Below are 19,072 nucleotides of genomic sequence, written 5' to 3' on the forward strand. Positions count from 1 at the left end.
TCTTTTTTGTTGGGTGCGCCTGCCTCATACCTCAGCGGTTGCGCGTTCTCAACGAGATTGCGTTTTCGCCTTTCGTCATGCGGGGGGGATTTGTAAGGTCGCGCCCGGAACACGCCAGAAAGGGTCCGCCTTGTCCACAGTCACGCCGATGATGGCGCAATATCTCGAGATTAAAGAGGCGCATGCCGACGCGTTGCTGTTTTACCGCATGGGCGATTTCTACGAGATGTTCTTTGATGATGCGGTCAACGCGGCCGTGGCGCTTGATATCGCCCTGACCAAACGTGGCAAGCACAATGGCGACGATATCCCGATGTGTGGCGTTCCGGTGCATTCGGCGGAGGGCTATCTGCTAACCTTAATCAGAAAAGGCTTTCGCGTCGCTGTATGCGAGCAAATGGAAAGCCCGGCTGAAGCGAAGAAAAGAGGCTCTAAATCAGTCGTAAAGCGCGATGTTGTCCGGCTTGTGACACCCGGAACGCTAACCGAAGACGCCCTGTTAGAGGCACGCCGCCACAATTTTCTTGCTGCCTATGCAGAGATACGGGATGAGGCCGCTTTGGCCTGGGCCGATATCTCAACCGGGGCGTTTCACGTGATGCCGTTAACCTCGGTGCGGCTCAGCCCAGAGTTGGCGCGACTGGCCCCGTCTGAGTTGATCGTGGCCGACGGGTCCGAGCAAACATTGCACGAAACGACCCGTGATCTGGGCATCTCACTCACCCCGGTCAGCCGGGCCAGTTTTGACAGCACCGCGGCGGAAAAACGCATCTGCGGCTTGTTTCACGTGGGTGCGCTGGATGCGTTCGGCAGCTTTGGGCGGGCCGAAGTTTCCGCCATGGGTGCGCTGATCGACTATCTGGAGATTACGCAAAAGGGCAAACTGCCCCTGCTGCAAACACCCATGAAGGATTCCGAGGACCGCGTGGTTCAAATAGATGCCGCCACCCGGCGCAATCTGGAACTGACGCGGTCCCTGTCTGGCGGTCGGGCTGGATCCTTGTTGTCGGTGGTCGACCGGACGGTGACCCCGGGTGGTGCGCGATTGCTTGAGCAACGCCTGTCCAGCCCATCGCGAGCTTTAGATGTCATCCATGCAAGATTGGATGCGGTGGCTTTTGCGGTTGAGGACAGCCTAACCGCCTCAGACCTGCGCGACGCGTTGCGCAAAACCCCCGATCTGGATCGCGCCCTATCCCGCCTGTCTCTGGAACGGGGTGGACCGCGCGATCTGGCCGCAATTCGGAACGGTCTGGCACAGGCAGCGGCAATTGCAGCGCTTTGTGACAATCAAGAGCTTCCCGTTTTGCTGGCAACCGCCGTCCAAAATCTGGTTGGGTTCGACGACCTTTTGGCCCTGCTGGACGCGGCACTGGTTGCGGAACCACCCCTGCTGGCCCGCGACGGCGGTTTCATTGCGCCGGGATTCGATAGTGAACTGGATGAGGCCCGCACCCTGCGCGATGAAGGGCGATCTGTTATTGCAGGATTTCAGAAGAAATACGCGGACCACACCGGTATCTCCTCGCTCAAGATCAAGCACAATAACGTTCTGGGGTATTTCATCGAAACTACGGCAACCCATGCCGAGAAAATGTTGAACCCACCACTGAGCGAGACCTTTATCCACCGTCAAACCACTGCCAATCAGGTGCGCTTCACAACCGTGGAGCTTTCGGAAATCGAAACCCGTATTCTGAACGCGGGAAATCTGGCGCTTGAGATTGAAAAGCGGCTCTATCAAAGGCTTTCTGACGAGATATTGGCGATGGCCGCCCGCCTCAACCAGGCTGCCCGTGGGTTGGCCGAGCTTGATTTGACGACCTCTCTGGCCGACCTTGCGCGGGGCGAAAACTGGTGCCGCCCGCGGGTCGATGCATCCTGTGCCTTCAATGTAGAAGGGGGCCGCCACCCGGTTGTTGAACACGCGCTGCGTCAGCAAGACGGCGACGCCTTCATTGCAAATGATTGCGACCTGAGCGCCAATGGCGGGGCCGCCATCTGGCTGCTGACTGGCCCCAATATGGCTGGTAAATCAACCTTTCTGCGGCAGAACGCATTGATCGCACTGCTGGCGCAGATGGGCAGCTATGTTCCGGCAGAACAGGCCCATATCGGAATTGTCAGCCAATTGTTCAGCCGGGTCGGCGCATCCGATGATCTGGCCCGAGGGCGATCAACCTTCATGGTGGAAATGGTGGAAACCGCCGCCATCCTCAATCAGGCGGATGACCGCGCGCTGGTGATTTTGGACGAAATAGGGCGCGGCACGGCTACCTATGATGGCTTATCGATCGCCTGGGCCACCTTGGAACACCTGCACGCAGCCAATAAATGCCGCGCCCTTTTTGCCACGCACTACCATGAACTGACAGCTTTGGCCGGAAAGCTTGAGGGTGTGGAGAATGCCACCGTCGCTGTAAAGGAGTGGGACGGTGAGGTGATCTTCCTGCACGAAGTCCACAAGGGCGCAGCAGACCGGTCCTATGGTGTACAGGTTGCACAGCTTGCCGGGCTGCCTGCTTCGGTGGTCACGCGCGCGCGTACGGTTCTGAACCAGTTGGAAAAAACCGAACGCGAAGGCGGCAAGCAAAAGGCGCTGATCGACGACCTGCCACTGTTTTCTGCAGCACCGCCCCCTCCTCCCTCGGCGCCCGAGGCATCACCGGTCACGGACATGCTGAAGGATGTGCTGCCCGATGAACTGACCCCGCGCGAAGCGCTTGATCTGATATACAAACTAAAAGAGGCGGCCAGATCCTGACCGCCCCATTTTATGATTTGCGCTGAATGCTTAACTTGCAGGCGTCGAAGACACACCAACCTGCGCAGGACGTAGAAGGCGATCGTGCAACATAAAGCCCTCGGCAGAGACCTGAATAATGTCTCCGGCCTTGGTGCCCGGCACCGGTGCCTCAAACATCGCCTCGTGGATATTGGGGTCAAACCGATCACCGACCTCAGGCGTGATCACTTCGATCCCGTGTTTCTGAAACACATCCTTCAACGCGCGCATCGTCAGCTCAACGCCTTCCAACAGACCGGCAGCAACCTCTTTCTGCTCATCGGTCGCGGCCTCAAGCGCGCGTTTCATGTTGTCATACACCGGCAGCATGTCACGGGCCAGCTTTGACCCGCCATACTGTTCCGCATCGCGGCGCGCCTTGTCGCCACGTTTTCGCGCGTTTTCGGCATCCGCAAGCGCACGCATGAACTTGTCTTTGTAATCGTCCCGCTCAGCGCGCAGTTCATCCAGTTCAAGCGCTTCGTCGCTGAACTCGGCAATTTCATCGGCCAGCTCTTCCGCTTCGGCCGTTGCGATATTGTCCAGGAAGTCTTCGTCTTTGGGCTCTGCCATTTCTTACCCTCTAGCTCCGGTCGGATATCAGCTTGCCGACCAGTTGTGCCGTATAATCCACGATCGGCACGATCCGTCCATAATTCAGACGCGTGGGCCCGATCACCCCGACCGCACCGATTATCTTTCGATCAGCGTTCATATAAGGAGACACCACCAAAGAGGAACCCGAAAGTGAGAAAAGTTTGTTCTCGGACCCAATAAAAATGCGCACACCCTCGCCTTCTTCGGTCAATTCGAGGAATTCGGCAATGTCCCGCTTGCGCTCCAGATCGTCAAACAGGGTACGAATTCGCTCCAGTTCCTCGGCCTCACCCTGTTCGCCCAGCAGATTCGCCCTGCCGCGCACAATCAACCGTGCTGAGTCGCCCCCATCCCCGTCCCAGACCGCCATGCCGCTTTCAACCATTTCACGGGCCAGCACGTCGATCTCTTGCTTGCGGGCGTCAATCTGAGTTTGCATCTGACGGCGCACTTCGCGCAACGTGCGTCCTTCGATCAGCGCATTCAGGAAATTTGCGGCTTCGCGCATTGAACTGGGCGTTTGTCCCGGGGGCGGCGTGAACAGGCGGTTTTCAACATGACCATCAGCAAAGACCAGAACCACCAAGGCGCGGTCATGGGCCAAGGAGACAAACTCGATATGCTTGATTTCGGATTCTTGCTTGGGGGTCAAAACCAGCGATGCGCCATGTGTGACATGCGACAAGGCCGACCCCACACGGTCAAGCATTCCGCCAACATCACCTTTGTTAGAGCCTAAAGTCTCATCCAATTTTTGCCGGTCATCAGCACCCAGATCGCCAACTTCCAACAAGCCGTCCACAAACATCCGCAAACCCATCTGCGTCGGAATACGTCCGGCAGAGACATGCGGGCTGTCGAGCAGGCCAAGAAATTCAAGATCCTGCATCACGTTGCGCACGGTTGCGGCACTGACCTTCTCGGACAGAGTGCGCGTCAAAGTGCGGCTACCAACGGGTTCACCGCTGTCCAGATAGCTTTCGACGATCAGCCGGAACACTTCGCGTGACCGGTCGTTCATCTCATCCAGAATTTTACTCGCTTCGCTCATCGGCGGTCCCCTGCTGGGCGGTCATTAAATCGCAGGTACACGAAAGGTCAATCGGGGTTGCATCCTAGCGCCGCAGGGCGTTATCCCCAACCCAGCAAACAAAGGATTTTCGATGCGACCCTCAGGACGAGATTTAAGCGAAATGCGCGCCGTTTCAATCGAAACGGGGTTCACCAAACATGCCGAAGGTTCCTGCCTGATCAAAATGGGCGACACCCACGTGCTGTGTAACGCAACGATCGAAGATCGTGTGCCGCCCTTTATCAAGGGTTCAGGCCTTGGATGGGTCACCGCCGAATACGGTATGTTGCCCCGCGCAACCAACACCCGGATGCGGCGTGAGGCGGCAAGCGGCAAACAAGGGGGCCGTACGGTAGAAATCCAGCGCCTGATTGGCCGTGCGCTGCGGGCCGGTGTAGACCGGGTCGCGCTGGGGGAACGTCAGATTACCGTGGACTGCGACGTGATCCAGGCCGATGGCGGTACCCGCTGCGCCTCGATCACCGGTGGTTGGATTGCGCTACGTCTGGCAGTCAACAAGCTGATGAAGGCGGGTGATGTGATTTCCGATCCACTGGTCGATCCGGTCGCGGCTGTGTCCTGTGGAATCTATGCCGGTCAGCCGGTGCTGGACCTGGACTACCCGGAAGACAGCGAAGCTGGCGTTGACGGTAACTTTATCATGACGGGCTCGGGCAAACTGATCGAAGTGCAGATGAGCGCGGAAGGCTCGGTCTTTAGCCGTGCCCAGATGGATCAGCTGATGGACCTGGCTTCCAAAGGCGTTGGCGAATTGGCCGCTGCACAAAAGGCCGCCACCGCATGACACGCAAGTTCGACGGTGACAGGCTGCTGGTTGCCACGCACAACAAAGGCAAGCTGGAAGAGATGGCGCATCTCCTCGAACCCTTTGGCGTGACAGTTGTAGGTGCGGGCGAAATGAATCTGCCTGAACCGGAAGAGACCGAAGATACGTTCATCGGCAACGCCCGGATCAAAGCCCACGCTGCTGCTAAGGCAACGGGCCTGCCTGCCCTGTCGGATGACTCCGGTATCACGATAGACGCGTTGGACGGTGCACCCGGAGTTTACACTGCCGACTGGGCAGAAACGGACGATGGTCGCGATTTCATGATCGCCATGACCCGTGCCCACACCGAACTTGAGAAAAAAAACGCCGCCCACCCGCGTACGGCACAGTTTCGCTGCACGCTGGTTCTTGCTTGGCCCGATGGCCATGATGAGGTGTTCGAGGGCGTTGCACCCGGGCATTTGGTTTGGCCAATCCGTGGCAAGGACGGGTTCGGCTACGACCCGATGTTTGTGCCCGACGGTCACGACATTACCTATGCTGAGATGGACCGCTGGGAAAAGAACAAAATCAGCCATCGTGGCCGCGCGGTGGAGATGTTCGTGAAAGGCTGCTTTGGCGGATGATTGGCGCAACGGGGGCTTTGGCCTGTATGTACATTGGCCCTTTTGCGAGGCCAAATGCCCCTATTGCGACTTCAACAGTCATGTTTCAAAAAATATCAATCAAAAACAATGGCTTAAATCTTATCTGAGGGAGCTGAAGCGCTCTGCTGCTGAAACCCCCGACCGCGTGTTGAATACGATATTCTTTGGTGGCGGTACGCCATCTTTGATGGATCCCGACACTGTTGGTGCGGTGATTGATCAGGCCCGTGCCCTGTGGCATCCCGCCAACGACATGGAAATCACGCTGGAGGCCAACCCAAGTTCGGTCGAGGCTGGACGTTTCGCGGCCTATCACGACGCTGGCGTGAACCGTATCTCGATGGGCGTACAGGCGTTGAACGATGACGACCTGCGCCGTCTGGGGCGTATCCACACCGTCGCTGAGGCGCGCGCTGCATTCGACATCGCGCGCGCTTGCTTCGATCGGGTCAGTTTTGACCTTATCTATGCACGCCAACACCAAACCCCGGAGATGTGGCGCGCTGAGCTGAACGAAGCCCTGTCAATGGCCGTTGATCACCTATCGCTCTACCAGCTGACAATTGAGGAAGGCACTGCCTTTGGTGATCGCTACACGGTCGGAAAACTTCGCGGCCTGCCAGAGGATGACAGCGCCGCCGACATGTATCTAGTCACTCAAGACGTCTGCGAGGCACATGGCCTCCCTGCCTATGAGGTTTCTAACCACGCGCGGCCCGGTGCCGAGTCACAACATAATCTGATCTACTGGAACTATGGTGATTATGTCGGCGTTGGTCCCGGAGCACATGGGCGGATCACGGTAAACGGTGAAAAGCTTGCCACCGAAACCTATTTGTCGCCAAACGCCTGGCTGACTGCCGTTGAGAACGGCAGCGGAGAGAAACTACGATCGACGCTTTCACGGCAAGATCAGGCGAACGAATACCTTATGATGTGTCTGAGGACTACAGAAGGTCTATATATGGATCGATTTAGTAAGTTAGCCGGGTATTCTTTACCACAGAACAAACTGTCTGATTTGATTGAACTTGGAATGATTGAGCAGATTGATCGTCGATTGGTTGCAACCAAAAACGGTCGCGCTGTCTTAAATGCGGTGATCCGGGAATTGTTGGGATAGCTGATGCAATACCTTTGGGCCGCTTTAGGGTTGATCTGCGTAGCGTTTGCGATGGTCGGTATTATCGTTCCCCTTTTGCCAACGGTGCCTTTTCTGCTTTTGGCAGCGTTTTTGTTTGCGCGCTCGTCTTCCCGTTTACACAATTGGCTAATAACTCATCAGACCTTCGGCCCACTGATCCAGGACTGGCAGACCGCTGGCGCCATAAGGCCACGCGCAAAAAAGGCGGCCACCTTCTCGATCGCCGCCGTATTCGGACTGTCGATTCTGCTATCCTTGCCAGTCTTTGTTCTTGTTATTCAGGCCGTCGTGTTGGGCGCCGTAATGGCCTTTATCTGGACGCGTCCTAGCGGCTGAGTTTGGCGCACAGATCATCCAACTGATCCAGGTTTTCATATGTTAGAACCACCTGCCCAGTTTCTGATCCCGCCTTGTGATTAATCGTTACTTTCATCGCAAGAATGGCTGAAAGATCTTTTTCCAGTGCGCGCGTATCCGCATCCTTACCCGCATCCAAGTTTCTGGACCTCGGCGCAGTTTTTTCCGGACCTGCTTGCTGTTTCTTTACCAGCGCTTCGGTTGCGCGCACCGACAGTTCGTCCCGTACGACAATTTTTGCCAATTCTGATGGGTTTTCCGCAGTAATCAGTGCCCGTGCATGACCCGCAGAAAGTTTACCTTGTATCACCAAGGTCTGCACATCCTGCGGCAGTGACAGCAGGCGCAGAAGATTGGCAATGTGACTGCGGCTTTTTCCCAGTGCTTCGGCCAGCTTTTCTTGCGTATGGCCAAAGCGATCCATAAGCTGTTTATAGCCAGCCGCCTCTTCAACGGCATTCAGGTCAGCGCGCTGGATATTCTCGATAATCGCGACTTCCAATACTTCAGTATCATCGAAGTCACGCACGATAACCGGAATATCATGCAATTGGGCCATCTGGGCCGCACGCCAACGCCTTTCGCCAGCGACAATTTCATAGTCACCCGCGCTGACCTCGCGGACGATCAGAGGCTGAATGATACCCTTTTCCTTGATCGAAGCCGCAAGCTCATCCAATCGTTCTGCTGAAAATGTTCGGCGCGGCTGGTTGGGATTTGCGTGCAGTTTTTCAATTGGAACGTTCATGTCCGGTCGGCGCGGTTCATTTGGCGCCAACCCTGCGGTTTCTTGTGTTACATCGGCCATCAAAGCGGACAGGCCCCGACCCAAACCCCTGGGTTTTGTTTTTTTGGCAGCCACTTACCCCTCCTCACTGCCGCTTAGGCGGCGACATTCTTGTTCTTTTGAATAATTTCGCGCGCCAGATGCCTGTACGCCATAGCACCCAACGATCCCGAATCATATTGAAGTACCGGCAAAGCGAAAGATGGAGCCTCGCTGACTCTGACATTCCTGGGTATCTTGGTTTTAAACACCATCTCGCCCAAATTGTCACGCGCATCCTTTTCGACCTGGCGAGACAAGTTGTTGCGGTTGTCATACATCGTCAACACAATACCTTCGATTCTCAGCTCTGGGTTTGCAGTTTGACGGACCTCTCGGATCGTCAGCATGAGTTGAGACAAACCCTCCAGTGCAAAGAACTCACTTTGCAGTGGTACCAACACGGAATGCGCCGCAACCATTGCGTTCACGGTCAGTAGATTGAGTGACGGCGGACAGTCGATCAGAACAAAATCCAGGTTGAACTTGTCAATTGGTGTTTGCCGCAAGGCATCATGGAGCAAGTAGCTGCGCTTTTCATTCGAAATCAGTTCGATGTCGGCTGAACTCAGATCAACTGTGGCCGGTATGACTAGCAGGCCATCTATTTCCGTCTCCTGAATCACCGCCTCAAGTGGCGCGTCATCCAGCAAAAGATCGTAAGTTGTCCAGTCTCGGTCCTCAACCCCAAGGCCGGTTGAGGCATTGCCCTGCGGATCCAGATCAACCACCAGTACGCGACACCCAGCTTCGGCTAAGCCGGCGGCAAGGTTGATTGCTGTCGTTGTTTTTCCCACCCCGCCCTTTTGATTGGCAACCGCGATAATCCTAGGCCCTGAGGGACGAGACAGATCAACCACGCGATACTCCTTTGATCCTTAGGATAACTGCTTGGGGCTCTGTTAAACTTGTAATTGGCTCATAAGTGAATTTCCATTCTTTGCGCGCGTCTTCTACCTCTTTTTTCCAGCTTGCGCCTTTCGGCAACAGCGCGGTTCCGCTTTTTCCTAAATGTCTGTCGCAAAAGGACAATAACCTGCCAAGATCAGACAAAGCCCGAGCTGATAGTATATCAGCACTCATTGGGTCAACTATTTCAATTCTCTTCGAAATCACGGCACATTTTACCCCGCATTCCCGTGCGACACTTCGCAGAAACGCAGCTTTGCGCTGATCACTTTCTATAAGTGTGAATTGAGCCCCTGGTGCGTCTTCGATGGCCATAATTGCGCAAACCATTCCGGGGAACCCACCTCCGCTGCCAATATCCACCCAGGTTTCGAACTGAGCCGCCAATCGGTAAACTTGCACAGAATCAAGGATATGACGCTCCCAAATGCTTGTTAAACTATTTCGCGAGACCAAGTTAATTTTAGGATTCCAGTGCTGCACCAATCGTACATAGGTTTCGAGGCGCTCAAATGTTTCACGTGAAACATCCAAACCGTCGAAAATCTTATCGCTCATGCCTTTCGAACCCTCTGCGCACGTCGAAGTTTCGCCAACAACAAAGTCAAAGCGGCGGGTGTCACGCCCTCAACCCGGCCCGCCTGCGCGATATTCACGGGTTTCGCATCCGTCAGCTTTTGCTTGATCTCAGATGAAAGACCGTCAAGAGCAGAATAATCAAAATCTCTTGGTATCTCGTAAGACTCATCTCGTTTCATAGCTTCAACATCTTTGTTCTGTCGCGCAATGTAGTTTGCGTACAGGGCATCCCTCTCAACCTGATGTCGGATATCTTCTTCAGTACTTTCTAGATCAGGTACAAGGGGGACTATGTCCCCGAAATGAACATCGGGAAATGCCAGCAGGGCCATTGCGTCACGACGGTTTCCATCTTGATTGATGTTAATTCCAACCGCGCGTACGTCTTTCGGGGTGAACGTTCGGTCAGTCAGTTTTGATTTAACTGCCGTCAGCCTATCCATTTTTTTACTGAAACTCTCCAAACGCGCCTGTCCGACACATCCTAGATCCACACCTATTGGAGTTAACCGTTGATCCGCGTTGTCTGCGCGTAGTGACAACCGGAACTCCGCGCGTGACGTGAACATTCGGTAAGGTTCTGCTACACCACGTGTTGTCAAATCGTCAATCATCACACCAATGTAGCTGTCCGCGCGGGTGAAATGGATGGGGTCTCTCTCCAAGACGTATTGCGCAGCGTTCAGGCCTGCGACCAGACCTTGCGCTGCTGCTTCTTCATATCCTGTTGTTCCGTTGATTTGGCCAGCCAGATACAGTCCCGGCACCTCGGGCAAAGACAACGAGGATGAGAGAACCCTTGGATCGACATAGTCATATTCTATCGCATAACCGGGTTGCAATATCTCCGCTTTCTCAAGCCCTTTTATTGAATGGACATATTCAACCTGTACGTCTTGAGGTAACGACGTCGAAATACCGTTGGGATAAATAGTATGATCATTGACACCCTCCGGCTCCAGAAAGATCTGGTGGGAGTCCTTTTCTGCGAAACGGACAATTTTATCTTCGATCGACGGGCAATATCTGGGTCCAACCCCATCAATGTGCCCACCGTACATAGCTGATCGCGATAGGTTTTTCTCGATTATTTCATGCGTGCGAGCGTTCGTATGTGTGATCCCACACGATATCTGCGGCGCAACGACCGACTTTGATAAGAACGAGAATAACGTTGGGACTTCATCGCCATCCTGTCGTTCAAGATCTGACCAATCAATCGTACGTCCATCCAGCCTCGGTGGTGTGCCTGTTTTTAATCGCCCGAGTGGAAGCGCAAAGCTGTCCAGCCTTTCAGCAAGTTTTACTGACGGTCGATCACCCATACGCCCCCCCGGGCGCGAGACATCCCCGATATGAATTACCCCGCGCAGGAATGTACCAGACGTCAGAATAACGGCTTTGGCGTGAACTTCTGACTCATCTGCCAATCTGATGCCAGTCACCCTGGGGCCGTCCAGCAGGAAATCTACGACCTCACCAACAACAATTGATAAATGCGCTTGCGCTCTCGTTTCCTTTTGCATAGCAGCGCGGTACAAAGCCCGATCCGCCTGAGTTCTTGGCCCCTGTACCGCAGGTCCTTTGCGTCTGTTTAATAGACGAAATTGAATGCCTGCCTGATCGGCAACGCGACCCATGACACCGTCCAAAGCATCAATCTCGCGCACCAAGTGTCCTTTGCCAAGCCCTCCGACAGCGGGGTTGCAGGACATGACACCGATATCTTGAGCAGACAGTGTAACCAAGGCTGTTTCGACACCCATTCGCGCAGCGGCATGCGCCGCTTCGGTGCCAGCATGGCCAGCGCCAATAACTACAACATCGAACTTCGAATGTTTCACGTGAAACACTCCCTATTTACCAAGGCAAAAACTGGCGAATATCTCATCCAACAGGTCTTCAACGCCAATTCTTCCAACCAGTGCTTCCAGCGCGCGAATTGCAGTTCGCAATTCCTCCGCTGCGATATCATACAAATCCGGTCCTGATTCCAGAACAGTCATAGCATCAGCCAATGCTGAGTTTGCATCATTTAGCGCTACCCTATGACGCTCTCGGGTGGCTATACCATGGCTAGTAGATTTAGCAGACAAAGTACGCGATATGTGGGAAATAAGCTGATCGATCCCTTGACCCGTTTTCCCGGAAATTCCCCCTTCGTCATCTTCTCGAAGATCAGATTTTGGTAAAACTTGGATATCACCTTCTATCATCGCGACACCAAGTTCGGCCGGGTTTTCGGTTAGAAACACCCTCAAGTCTGCAGCTTCCGCTCTTTTCCGAGCAAGCTTGATCCCAAGGTTTTCGACATGATCTTCGGTTTCGCGCAGTCCGGCTGTATCCAAAAGCGTAACAGGTAACCCACTCAGATCCATACGCACTTCGATGACGTCGCGCGTCGTGCCCGCATACTCTGACGTAATCGCTGCCTCTCGCCCGGCCAGGGCGTTCAGCAAGGTCGACTTGCCCGCATTTGGAAGCCCTACAATAGCAACTTCAAAACCGGTCCGGATGCGCTCGGCAATCTTTACACCTTCTGCCTCACGTTGAAGGTCGTGCATTACGCCAGACACCAGTGTGCGGACCTCCGGAGACACATCCGTTGGCACTTCTTCGTCGGCAAAATCAATCACCGCCTCCAGTAACGATGCGGCGCGAATCAGATCACGGCGCCAGCGTTCAGCCAAACCGCCCAGTTCGCCGGCCAGTATGGTCTGAGCTTGTTTTCGCTGCGCCTCGGTTTCAGAGTCGATGAGGTCAGCAAGACCTTCGACCTGCGTCAAGTCCATCTTGCCGTTCTCAAGCGCGCGGCGGGTAAACTCACCCGGTTCAGCCAAACGCAATCCGTTTATATCCGATAGGCAGCGCATCACCGCATTGACCGTAGCCGTGCTGCCATGGATTTGAAGCTCGGCCACGTCCTCACCAGTAAAACTCGCCGGACCTTGGAAGGTTAAAACCAACCCGTCATCAAGGCGTGACCCGTCACTTGCATGCAAAGACCTAACCCGCATACCGCGGGGCGGTAGCGGGCTTCCGGTCAGATTAGCCGCAGCAGAATGCGCCAAAGGGCCAGAGAGGCGGATCACCGCCACCCCTGCTTTGCCTTGTGCGCTGGCCAAGGCGAATATCGTATCCATTCGAAGGCCTCGCGTCAGTTAAGACCTTTATCAGGTGTTCATCGAATCGAAGAACTCTCCGTTTGTCTTGGTCTGTTTCAACTTGGACAGCAGGAACTCGATTGCATCGGTGGTGCCCATCGGATTAAGGATACGGCGCAAGACGAAGGTCTTGGCCAGATCGCCCTTGTCGACCAGCAGATCCTCTTTCCGGGTGCCGGATTTGAGGATGTCGATCGCCGGGAACACGCGCTTGTCCGCGATCTTGCGGTCCAGTACGATTTCCGAGTTACCGGTTCCTTTGAATTCTTCGAAGATCACTTCGTCCATCCGGCTGCCGGTATCGATCAGCGCGGTGGCGATAATGGTCAGCGAACCGCCCTCTTCGATGTTCCGCGCAGCACCAAAGAACCGTTTGGGCCGTTGCAGTGCGTTTGCGTCCACACCACCGGTCAGAACTTTACCCGAGGATGGCACCACGGTGTTAAAAGCCCTACCAAGTCTTGTGATAGAATCGAGAAGAATAACAACATCTCGTTTATGTTCGACCAAACGCTTGGCTTTTTCGATCACCATTTCAGATACTGCGACGTGGCGCGTTGCTGGTTCGTCGAAAGTCGAGGAGACAACTTCACCCTTCACCGAACGCTGCATGTCCGTCACCTCTTCCGGGCGTTCGTCGATCAGCAGGACGATCAAATAGCACTCGGGGTGGTTCTGTTCGATGGAATGCGCGATGTTTTGCAGGATCACGGTTTTACCGGTCCGCGGCGGCGCCACGATCAAAGACCGCTGGCCTTTACCAATCGGCGAAACCAGATCGATCACACGGGCCGATTTGTCTTTGATGGTTGGATCCTCGATCTCCATCTTCAGACGCTGATCCGGGTACAGAGGCGTCAGGTTGTCGAACAGGATTTTGTGCTTGGCTTTTTCAGGCTCTTCAAAGTTGATCTTGGTGACTTTGGTCAGTGCGAAATAGCGTTCGTTCTCATCCGGGGCTTTGATGTCCCCTTCTACCGTGTCGCCGGTACGCAGCGAATGCTGACGAATCATATCCGGCGAAACATAAATGTCGTCGGGTCCCGGCAGATAGTTCGCCTCGGGCGAGCGCAGAAAGCCGAAGCCATCCTGCAGCACTTCCAAAACGCCATCGCCGCCAACGGTCCATCCATCATCCGCGCGTTCACGCAGGATCTGGAACATCATCTCGCCTTTACGCATGGTCGAGGCGTTTTCGATCTCCAGCTCTTCGGCCATAGCCAAAAGGTCTTTGGGGCTTTTGGCCTTCAGATCGGCCAGATTCAGGGCTTCAGTTGTCATGATACATACCTTCACCGCAGACAGCGCGGCACGAAGTGGAATTTTAGAACGGAAAATACGCCGCCCGGACGGGCGTGTTGGTCCCTACATATGCGCGACAGGCATCGGAGTCAAACAGACTGTCAGAGCACTTTTACGTTTGCCTTGAATCGAAACACGCAGCCTCTCCCTTCAGTCGAACACACGTTTTGATCCTTTTCTCTTGCTTAAAACGAAAAGTGCTTAGAACTTCAGAATGACCGCCAGAACGATGAAAACCATCAAAACGGTCGGGACCTCGTTCATCATGCGATACTGCCGCCCAGTGAGCTTATTTCGCCCCTCTAAGAAGTCCTTGCGCCGCGCGATCAGCCAGTGATGAAACCATGTCATCGCAATCACGGCTGCGCCTTTGACCCAGGGCCATGCAAAATCCCATCCCACGATTCCCGGTGTCACGACCATGATCACCCCGCAAACCCAGGCAACGATCATTGCAGGGCTCATGATCACGCGCAGCAGTTTTTCTTCCATTTCAAAGAAAATGGTTTCTGCGCCGTCGACGGCCTGTGCTTTTTCGACGTGATAAACAAACAGCCGGGGTAAGTAGAACAAGCCTGCCATCCAGGCGATGACAGCCATGATGTGTAACGCCTTCACCCACGGGTAAAATGTGAAAAGCAGATCAGTCATTCCGGCTCCGGCCGTTGTTGGAAACTTTCCCTAATCAAAAAATAAGAAAAGAAAAAGGAAGATGGTTTTGTAGGCTGAACAAAATCCGTGGATTATTTTTTTACACATATGTTTTCCACACGTGGACAGATTTCAGTTTTCCCTGGCTGATTCTGTGGGTTCAAAAAAATAGCCATATAAAACAATCGGTTAAAATCACTCTATGAGTATTGATTTGAGGATAACTCTTTGGGTAAGTCGGGACTACACGATAATCCAAGCCTTGAAACTTATCCTTGTCCCAGATGGACAGCGTTCGGGCGACTCAGGGAAGTTTTGCGCGAAATTCCCGGGGTTGCGTGTCAATCTGAAAACCATACAAACCGTTCAAGAAGCTTCAACGACTTGCACACGGGGTTTTCCACATGTTTGTCCCCTTCATTCTGGCCTCGGGCTCATCTATTCGCGCAAAGCTGCTGGAGAATGCAGGCGTGCCGTTCTCTGTTCAGGTTGCACGCGTGGACGAAGAGACTGTGAAACGAGCGCTATTGGCGGAAAAGGCACCGCCCCGCGATATCGCCGATGCATTGGCCGAAATGAAAGCGCGCAAGATCAGCGAAAAAACCCCCGGAGCGATGGTTCTGGGCTGTGATCAAGTCCTTGATTTCGAAGGACAGTTATTGTCGAAACCGGCAACGCCCGAAGACGCGCTGGCTCAGCTTAAGGCGATGCGCGGCAAATGGCATATGCTGTTGTCGGCCGCAGTTATATATCAGGATGGTCAGCCGCTTTGGCGTCATGTGGGGCAGGTACGTTTGCGCATGCGGATGAGTTCAGACGCATATCTGCGCGGCTATATTGATCGCAACTGGGACAGTATCCAGCATGCCGTGGGGGGGTACAAACTGGAAGAGGAAGGCGTCCGGTTGTTCGCAACCATTGACGGCGACTATTTTAATGTCTTGGGTATGCCCCTATTGGAACTGCTTAATTATTTGAGTGTTAAAGGGGTGATTGATCAATGACGCAGCACAGAATTCCGTTGGCCGGGGTGATTGGGCACCCGATTGCGCATTCGAAATCGCCGCAGCTCCATGGGCACTGGCTTAAGAAATATGGGCTGGCCGGGCACTATGTCCCCATGGATGTCGCACCTGATGACTTGGGTGTGGTGCTTCGGTCCCTGCCAAAAGCTGGGTTTGTCGGGGCGAATGTCACCGTCCCTCATAAAGAGACGGCTTTGCGCCTGGCGGATTTCGTCTCCAAGCGCGCCAAGCTGATCGGTGCTGCAAATACCTTGTTTTTTGGGGAAGACGGCAAGATCTATGCCGACAATACCGACGGCTATGGTTTTATGCAGAATCTTCGCGATGGTGCGCCGGATTGGTCACCCTCAGATGGCCCTGCGGTGGTGTTTGGGGCTGGTGGTGCATCGCGCGCGGTATTGCAGGGCTTGCTTGAAGCTGGCGTGCCTAAGATCATGCTGACCAACCGTACCCAGGCCAGAGCTGATCAGCTGAAAGAAGAATTTGGCGACCGCATAACTGTTGTTGACTGGATTCAGGCCGGCAATGTCATTGAAGAGGCCGAGCTGGTGGTGAACACGACCTCTTTGGGGATGCAAGGGCAGCCGGAACTTCGGGTGCCTTTGGACGGGCTGCAACCGGGTGCCGTTGTGACAGACTTGGTTTACGCTCCTTTGAAAACAAAACTGCTCCAAACAGCAGAAGACGCTGGCTGCACCACCGTCGACGGGTTGGGTATGCTGCTGTATCAAGCCGTACCCGGTTTCGAACGCTGGTTCGGCACTCGACCTGAGGTGACGGATGACCTGCGCGCGGCGGTTTTGGGATGAGTTTTGCGCTTGGCCTAACTGGTTCGATCGGTATGGGCAAAAGCACAACAGCCCAGATGTTCGTAGATGAAGGTTGCGCGCTGTGGGATGCGGATGCGGCTGTACACAGGCTCTATTCAATGGGAGGAGCGGCTGTTGAGCCCATGAGGGCCGCGTTTCCGGAGGCAATTATAGATGGCGCTGTAAACCGTGATGCCTTGAAAGGAATTATCGAACGGAACCCCGACGCATTGAAAACGATTGAGGCCATCGTTCACCCGCTTGTGGCCATGGACCGGGCCGCTTTCCGCAGGCAAGCAGCCGCAGATATATTGGTTTTCGACATTCCCCTTCTCTTTGAAACGGGCGGAGACGCGGCGATGGACGCGGTGGCCTGTGTTTCAATTCCTGCCGACGAACAAAAACGCCGCGTTATGGCACGCGGAACGATGACCGAGGCGCAGTTCGAACAGATTCGCGCCAAGCAAATGCCGAACGATGAAAAATGCGCGCGGGCGGACTATGTGATTGTGACCGATACACTGGACCATGCTCGCGCACAGGTGCAGGATATCGTCAGGCAGATACGGGCGGAAATTGCAGATGCGTGAGATCGTACTTGATACCGAAACAACAGGGTTCGATCCCGAAAGTGGTGACCGGATTGTAGAAATCGGCGCGGTTGAGCTTTGGAACCATGTGGCGACGGGTGAAACATACCACGTCTACATAAATCCCGAACGCTCAATGCCCGAAGAGGCGTTTGGTGTGCACGGCATTGGACCTGACCTGTTGGAGAATCCGCGCCCGCCGGAAAAAGGTGAGGTCACGCTGAAAGATAAGCCAGTTTTTGCGAAAGTTGGGCAGGGATTCCGTGACTTCGTCGGTGATGCCAAGCTGGTGATCCATAACGCGTCCTTCGACATGAAGTTCCTGAACGCTGAGCTTAGATGGATGGGTCTACCGCTAATCCCGATGGATCAGGCGCTGGACACATTGGCAATTGCGCGCAAACGATTTCCAGGGTCGCCAGCTTCACTTGATGCATTGTGCCGGCGGTTCAGTATCGACAATTCGAACCGGGTGCTGCACGGGGCGCTGCTTGACTCGGAAATTCTGGCCGAGGTGTATCTGGAACTGATCGGCGGACGACAACCGGATTTTGGGCTGTCCACCACCGTTTCGTCCATTTCCGGCAGTCAAGAGGAATGGCGCCCGACACCTCGCCCGACCCCTTTGGCGTCAAAAATCACCGAAGAAGAACGTGCCGCGCACGACGCTTTTGTTCAGAAACTGGGCGAAAACGCCTTGTGGACCCGCGCCTGAGGCTTTCCGCGACGCGGGTCAAACCATTCAGGCTTCGGTTTTTTGTGCTTCGGCCTGACGGCGCATCAACTCGTTGCGATACAGCGCAACAAAATCGATATTGTCCAGGTTTACCGGCGGGTAGCCACCGTCACGAGTGATGTCGCTGACTATGCGGCGCAGGAACGGGAACAACATGCGGGGGCATTCGATCAGAAGGAACGGGTGGAGTTGGTCTTCGGCAACACCTTCTACGTGGAACAAACCGCAATAGTCGATTTCGCAAAGAAAGAGGATATCCTCCAATCCCTTGGCTTTCGACTTGAGGTTCAGCTTGATCGCGACTTCGTACTGATGTTCAGCCGATCGTTTTTTTGCGTCGAGGTTGACCTGAACCGCAATCTCGGGCTGTACGTCACCGGACACACCCTTTTGTGCCATAACGTTTTCAAAGGACATATCGCGGATGAATTGTCCCAGAACGCGCATCTGAACCTGGGGGGCAGCTTGGGCTGCAGTGTTTTCCGCAGCTTTTTCTTCGGCCATGGATCTACTCCAAAAATGTAATTTGCCACTGCTTAGCAAGTTGGGCGCGGCACCTCAATGCCGGTGCGGGCCCTCTACCCATTTCGACGGCTTCGAAGGTTCCTGGCGCGACCTTACCTCCGTAAACTCACCATCTATCACATCGCCCTGATCGGACCCCGAAGATCCGGGTCGCGATTGTGGACCGGGACCCATCTGAAACTGCGTGATAGTCACTTTGGACCGCAAGTAACGGAAAACAGACAATCGTACCGCGGGAACAAGCAGTGCAAATCCAACCGCATCCGTGAAAAACCCGGGCGTCAGCAGCAGAACACCCGACAACAGGATCATCGCCCCATGGGCCAGCGGTTCAGTCGGGTCGTCCAGTTCAGCAAAGGAACGCTGTAGATTGGCCAATGCCATGCGACCTTGTGTCCTGACCAAAATGGTGCCCATCACGGCTGTAAGAACTACAATCGCCAAGGTTGGCCACAGGCCGATCAGACCACCGACCTGGATGAACAGGGCGATTTCGATAATCGGAACCAATAAAAATGCCAAGAACAGGTACATCTGCGCTATCCTATACTAGAGGTCGGGCGG

General features: G+C 54.5%; 20 protein-coding genes. 9 read left to right on the forward strand and 11 right to left on the reverse strand.

From position 1 onward, the window contains the following. The first annotated feature begins 148 nt into the window (after positions 1–148). On the forward strand, positions 149–2,764 hold the full coding sequence (gene mutS / locus AVO44_RS17530; RefSeq protein ID WP_068339832.1) for a DNA mismatch repair protein MutS: 2,616 nt from the start codon (positions 149–151) through the stop codon (positions 2,762–2,764). Between the two features lie 30 nt (positions 2,765–2,794). Here mutS and AVO44_RS17535 read toward each other — a convergent pair whose 3' ends face one another. Both AVO44_RS17535 and hrcA read right to left on the reverse strand, forming a co-directional pair. After that, on the reverse strand, positions 2,795–3,358 hold the full coding sequence (locus tag AVO44_RS17535) for a nucleotide exchange factor GrpE (RefSeq protein ID WP_068339835.1): 564 nt from the start codon (positions 3,356–3,358) through the stop codon (positions 2,795–2,797). A 10-nt stretch (positions 3,359–3,368) separates the two neighbouring features. Further along, positions 3,369–4,433, reverse strand: a complete 1,065-nt coding sequence (hrcA, locus tag AVO44_RS17540; RefSeq protein WP_068339837.1) for a heat-inducible transcriptional repressor HrcA — start codon at positions 4,431–4,433, stop codon at positions 3,369–3,371. A 112-nt stretch (positions 4,434–4,545) separates the two neighbouring features. On the opposite strand from hrcA, the gene rph reads away from it, so the two are divergent. Genes rph through AVO44_RS17560 form a run of 4 tightly spaced genes read left to right on the forward strand, consistent with a single transcriptional unit; the run spans position 4,546 to position 7,371 of the window. Then, on the forward strand, positions 4,546–5,259 hold the full coding sequence (rph, locus tag AVO44_RS17545; RefSeq protein ID WP_068339840.1) for a ribonuclease PH: 714 nt from the start codon (positions 4,546–4,548) through the stop codon (positions 5,257–5,259). Further along, entirely contained in the window at positions 5,256–5,870 is a 615-nt protein-coding gene (rdgB, locus tag AVO44_RS17550; RefSeq protein ID WP_068339843.1) for an RdgB/HAM1 family non-canonical purine NTP pyrophosphatase, read from the forward strand. Before rph ends, rdgB begins: the two co-directional genes overlap by 4 nt. Beyond that, the gene (gene hemW, locus AVO44_RS17555) at positions 5,860–7,014 is read left to right on the forward strand and encodes a radical SAM family heme chaperone HemW (RefSeq protein WP_068339846.1); all 1,155 of its coding nucleotides are present in this window, start codon (positions 5,860–5,862) and stop codon (positions 7,012–7,014) included. The genes rdgB and hemW overlap by 11 nt, the downstream gene beginning before the upstream one ends. A gap of 3 nt (positions 7,015–7,017) precedes the next feature. Next, complete coding sequence (locus AVO44_RS17560) at positions 7,018–7,371, forward strand: YbaN family protein (protein WP_068339849.1); 354 nt, start codon at positions 7,018–7,020, stop codon at positions 7,369–7,371. Here AVO44_RS17560 and AVO44_RS17565 read toward each other — a convergent pair. From AVO44_RS17565 to AVO44_RS17595, 7 genes are all read right to left on the reverse strand, one after another. Further along, positions 7,361–8,254 carry a ParB/RepB/Spo0J family partition protein gene (locus tag AVO44_RS17565; RefSeq protein WP_068339852.1) on the reverse strand — a complete coding sequence of 298 codons (894 nt, stop codon included), beginning with the start codon at positions 8,252–8,254 and terminating at the stop codon, positions 7,361–7,363. The genes AVO44_RS17560 and AVO44_RS17565 overlap by 11 nt on opposite strands. Before the next feature lie 20 nt (positions 8,255–8,274). Beyond that, positions 8,275–9,078 (reverse strand): ParA family protein, encoded by an 804-nt coding sequence (locus tag AVO44_RS17570; protein WP_068339855.1) that lies wholly within the window; start codon positions 9,076–9,078, stop codon positions 8,275–8,277. Further along, complete coding sequence (gene rsmG / locus AVO44_RS17575; RefSeq protein ID WP_068339858.1) at positions 9,071–9,685, reverse strand: 16S rRNA (guanine(527)-N(7))-methyltransferase RsmG; 615 nt, start codon at positions 9,683–9,685, stop codon at positions 9,071–9,073. Before rsmG ends, AVO44_RS17570 begins: the two co-directional genes overlap by 8 nt. Further along, positions 9,682–11,550: a tRNA uridine-5-carboxymethylaminomethyl(34) synthesis enzyme MnmG gene (gene mnmG / locus AVO44_RS17580; protein ID WP_068339968.1), complete on the reverse strand. Its 1,869-nt coding sequence runs from the start codon at positions 11,548–11,550 to the stop codon at positions 9,682–9,684. Before mnmG ends, rsmG begins: the two co-directional genes overlap by 4 nt. 12 nt (positions 11,551–11,562) lie before the next feature. Next, a complete protein-coding gene (mnmE, locus tag AVO44_RS17585) occupies positions 11,563–12,849 on the reverse strand; it encodes a tRNA uridine-5-carboxymethylaminomethyl(34) synthesis GTPase MnmE (protein WP_068339861.1) in 1,287 nt (428 codons plus the stop codon). Positions 12,850–12,879: 30 nt separating this feature from the next. After that, positions 12,880–14,151: a transcription termination factor Rho gene (rho, locus tag AVO44_RS17590; RefSeq protein WP_068339864.1), complete on the reverse strand. Its 1,272-nt coding sequence runs from the start codon at positions 14,149–14,151 to the stop codon at positions 12,880–12,882. Positions 14,152–14,373: 222 nt separating this feature from the next. Continuing rightward, complete coding sequence (locus AVO44_RS17595; protein WP_068339867.1) at positions 14,374–14,823, reverse strand: CopD family protein; 450 nt, start codon at positions 14,821–14,823, stop codon at positions 14,374–14,376. Between the two features lie 404 nt (positions 14,824–15,227). On the opposite strand from AVO44_RS17595, the gene AVO44_RS17600 reads away from it, so the two are divergent. From AVO44_RS17600 to dnaQ, 4 genes are read left to right on the forward strand one after another with little or no spacing between them, the layout of a single operon-like run. Then, a complete protein-coding gene (locus AVO44_RS17600) occupies positions 15,228–15,827 on the forward strand; it encodes a Maf family protein (protein WP_068339871.1) in 600 nt (199 codons plus the stop codon). Continuing rightward, the gene (locus AVO44_RS17605) at positions 15,824–16,657 is read left to right on the forward strand and encodes a shikimate dehydrogenase (RefSeq protein WP_068339874.1); all 834 of its coding nucleotides are present in this window, start codon (positions 15,824–15,826) and stop codon (positions 16,655–16,657) included. Before AVO44_RS17600 ends, AVO44_RS17605 begins: the two co-directional genes overlap by 4 nt. After that, positions 16,654–17,247 (forward strand): dephospho-CoA kinase, encoded by a 594-nt coding sequence (coaE, locus tag AVO44_RS17610; RefSeq protein ID WP_068339877.1) that lies wholly within the window; start codon positions 16,654–16,656, stop codon positions 17,245–17,247. Before AVO44_RS17605 ends, coaE begins: the two co-directional genes overlap by 4 nt. Beyond that, positions 17,240–17,962: a DNA polymerase III subunit epsilon gene (gene dnaQ / locus AVO44_RS17615; protein ID WP_068339880.1), complete on the forward strand. Its 723-nt coding sequence runs from the start codon at positions 17,240–17,242 to the stop codon at positions 17,960–17,962. Before coaE ends, dnaQ begins: the two co-directional genes overlap by 8 nt. A 27-nt stretch (positions 17,963–17,989) precedes the next feature. Here the strand turns inward: dnaQ and secB are convergent, their stop codons facing one another. Together secB and AVO44_RS17625 are read right to left on the reverse strand one after the other, a co-directional pair. Next, positions 17,990–18,487, reverse strand: coding sequence for a protein-export chaperone SecB (gene secB / locus AVO44_RS17620; RefSeq protein ID WP_068339883.1), 498 nt, complete (start codon positions 18,485–18,487; stop codon positions 17,990–17,992). 54 nt (positions 18,488–18,541) lie between these two features. Next, a complete protein-coding gene (locus AVO44_RS17625; RefSeq protein ID WP_068339886.1) occupies positions 18,542–19,042 on the reverse strand; it encodes an FxsA family protein in 501 nt (166 codons plus the stop codon). Between the last annotated feature and the right edge of the window lie 30 nt (positions 19,043–19,072).

The sequence above is a fragment of the Ruegeria profundi genome, assembly GCF_001507545.1.
Lineage (GTDB): Bacteria > Pseudomonadota > Alphaproteobacteria > Rhodobacterales > Rhodobacteraceae > Ruegeria > Ruegeria profundi.

Coding starts and splice junctions, on each gene's coding strand:
- coaE (WP_068339877.1), top strand. CDS start 16,654: ATGAGTTTTGCGCTTGGCCTAACTGGTTCGATCGGTATGGGCAAAAGC.
- rph (WP_068339840.1), top strand. CDS start 4,546: ATGCGACCCTCAGGACGAGATTTAAGCGAAATGCGCGCCGTTTCAATC.
- AVO44_RS17600 (WP_068339871.1), top strand. CDS start 15,228: ATGTTTGTCCCCTTCATTCTGGCCTCGGGCTCATCTATTCGCGCAAAG.
- secB (WP_068339883.1), bottom strand. CDS start 18,487: ATGGCCGAAGAAAAAGCTGCGGAAAACACTGCAGCCCAAGCTGCCCCC.
- dnaQ (WP_068339880.1), top strand. CDS start 17,240: ATGCGTGAGATCGTACTTGATACCGAAACAACAGGGTTCGATCCCGAA.
- rsmG (WP_068339858.1), bottom strand. CDS start 9,685: ATGAGCGATAAGATTTTCGACGGTTTGGATGTTTCACGTGAAACATTT.
- rdgB (WP_068339843.1), top strand. CDS start 5,256: ATGACACGCAAGTTCGACGGTGACAGGCTGCTGGTTGCCACGCACAAC.
- AVO44_RS17625 (WP_068339886.1), bottom strand. CDS start 19,042: ATGTACCTGTTCTTGGCATTTTTATTGGTTCCGATTATCGAAATCGCC.
- AVO44_RS17560 (WP_068339849.1), top strand. CDS start 7,018: ATGCAATACCTTTGGGCCGCTTTAGGGTTGATCTGCGTAGCGTTTGCG.
- mutS (WP_068339832.1), top strand. CDS start 149: ATGATGGCGCAATATCTCGAGATTAAAGAGGCGCATGCCGACGCGTTG.
- AVO44_RS17605 (WP_068339874.1), top strand. CDS start 15,824: ATGACGCAGCACAGAATTCCGTTGGCCGGGGTGATTGGGCACCCGATT.
- hrcA (WP_068339837.1), bottom strand. CDS start 4,433: ATGAGCGAAGCGAGTAAAATTCTGGATGAGATGAACGACCGGTCACGC.
- AVO44_RS17595 (WP_068339867.1), bottom strand. CDS start 14,823: ATGACTGATCTGCTTTTCACATTTTACCCGTGGGTGAAGGCGTTACAC.
- rho (WP_068339864.1), bottom strand. CDS start 14,151: ATGACAACTGAAGCCCTGAATCTGGCCGATCTGAAGGCCAAAAGCCCC.
- mnmE (WP_068339861.1), bottom strand. CDS start 12,849: ATGGATACGATATTCGCCTTGGCCAGCGCACAAGGCAAAGCAGGGGTG.
- AVO44_RS17535 (WP_068339835.1), bottom strand. CDS start 3,358: ATGGCAGAGCCCAAAGACGAAGACTTCCTGGACAATATCGCAACGGCC.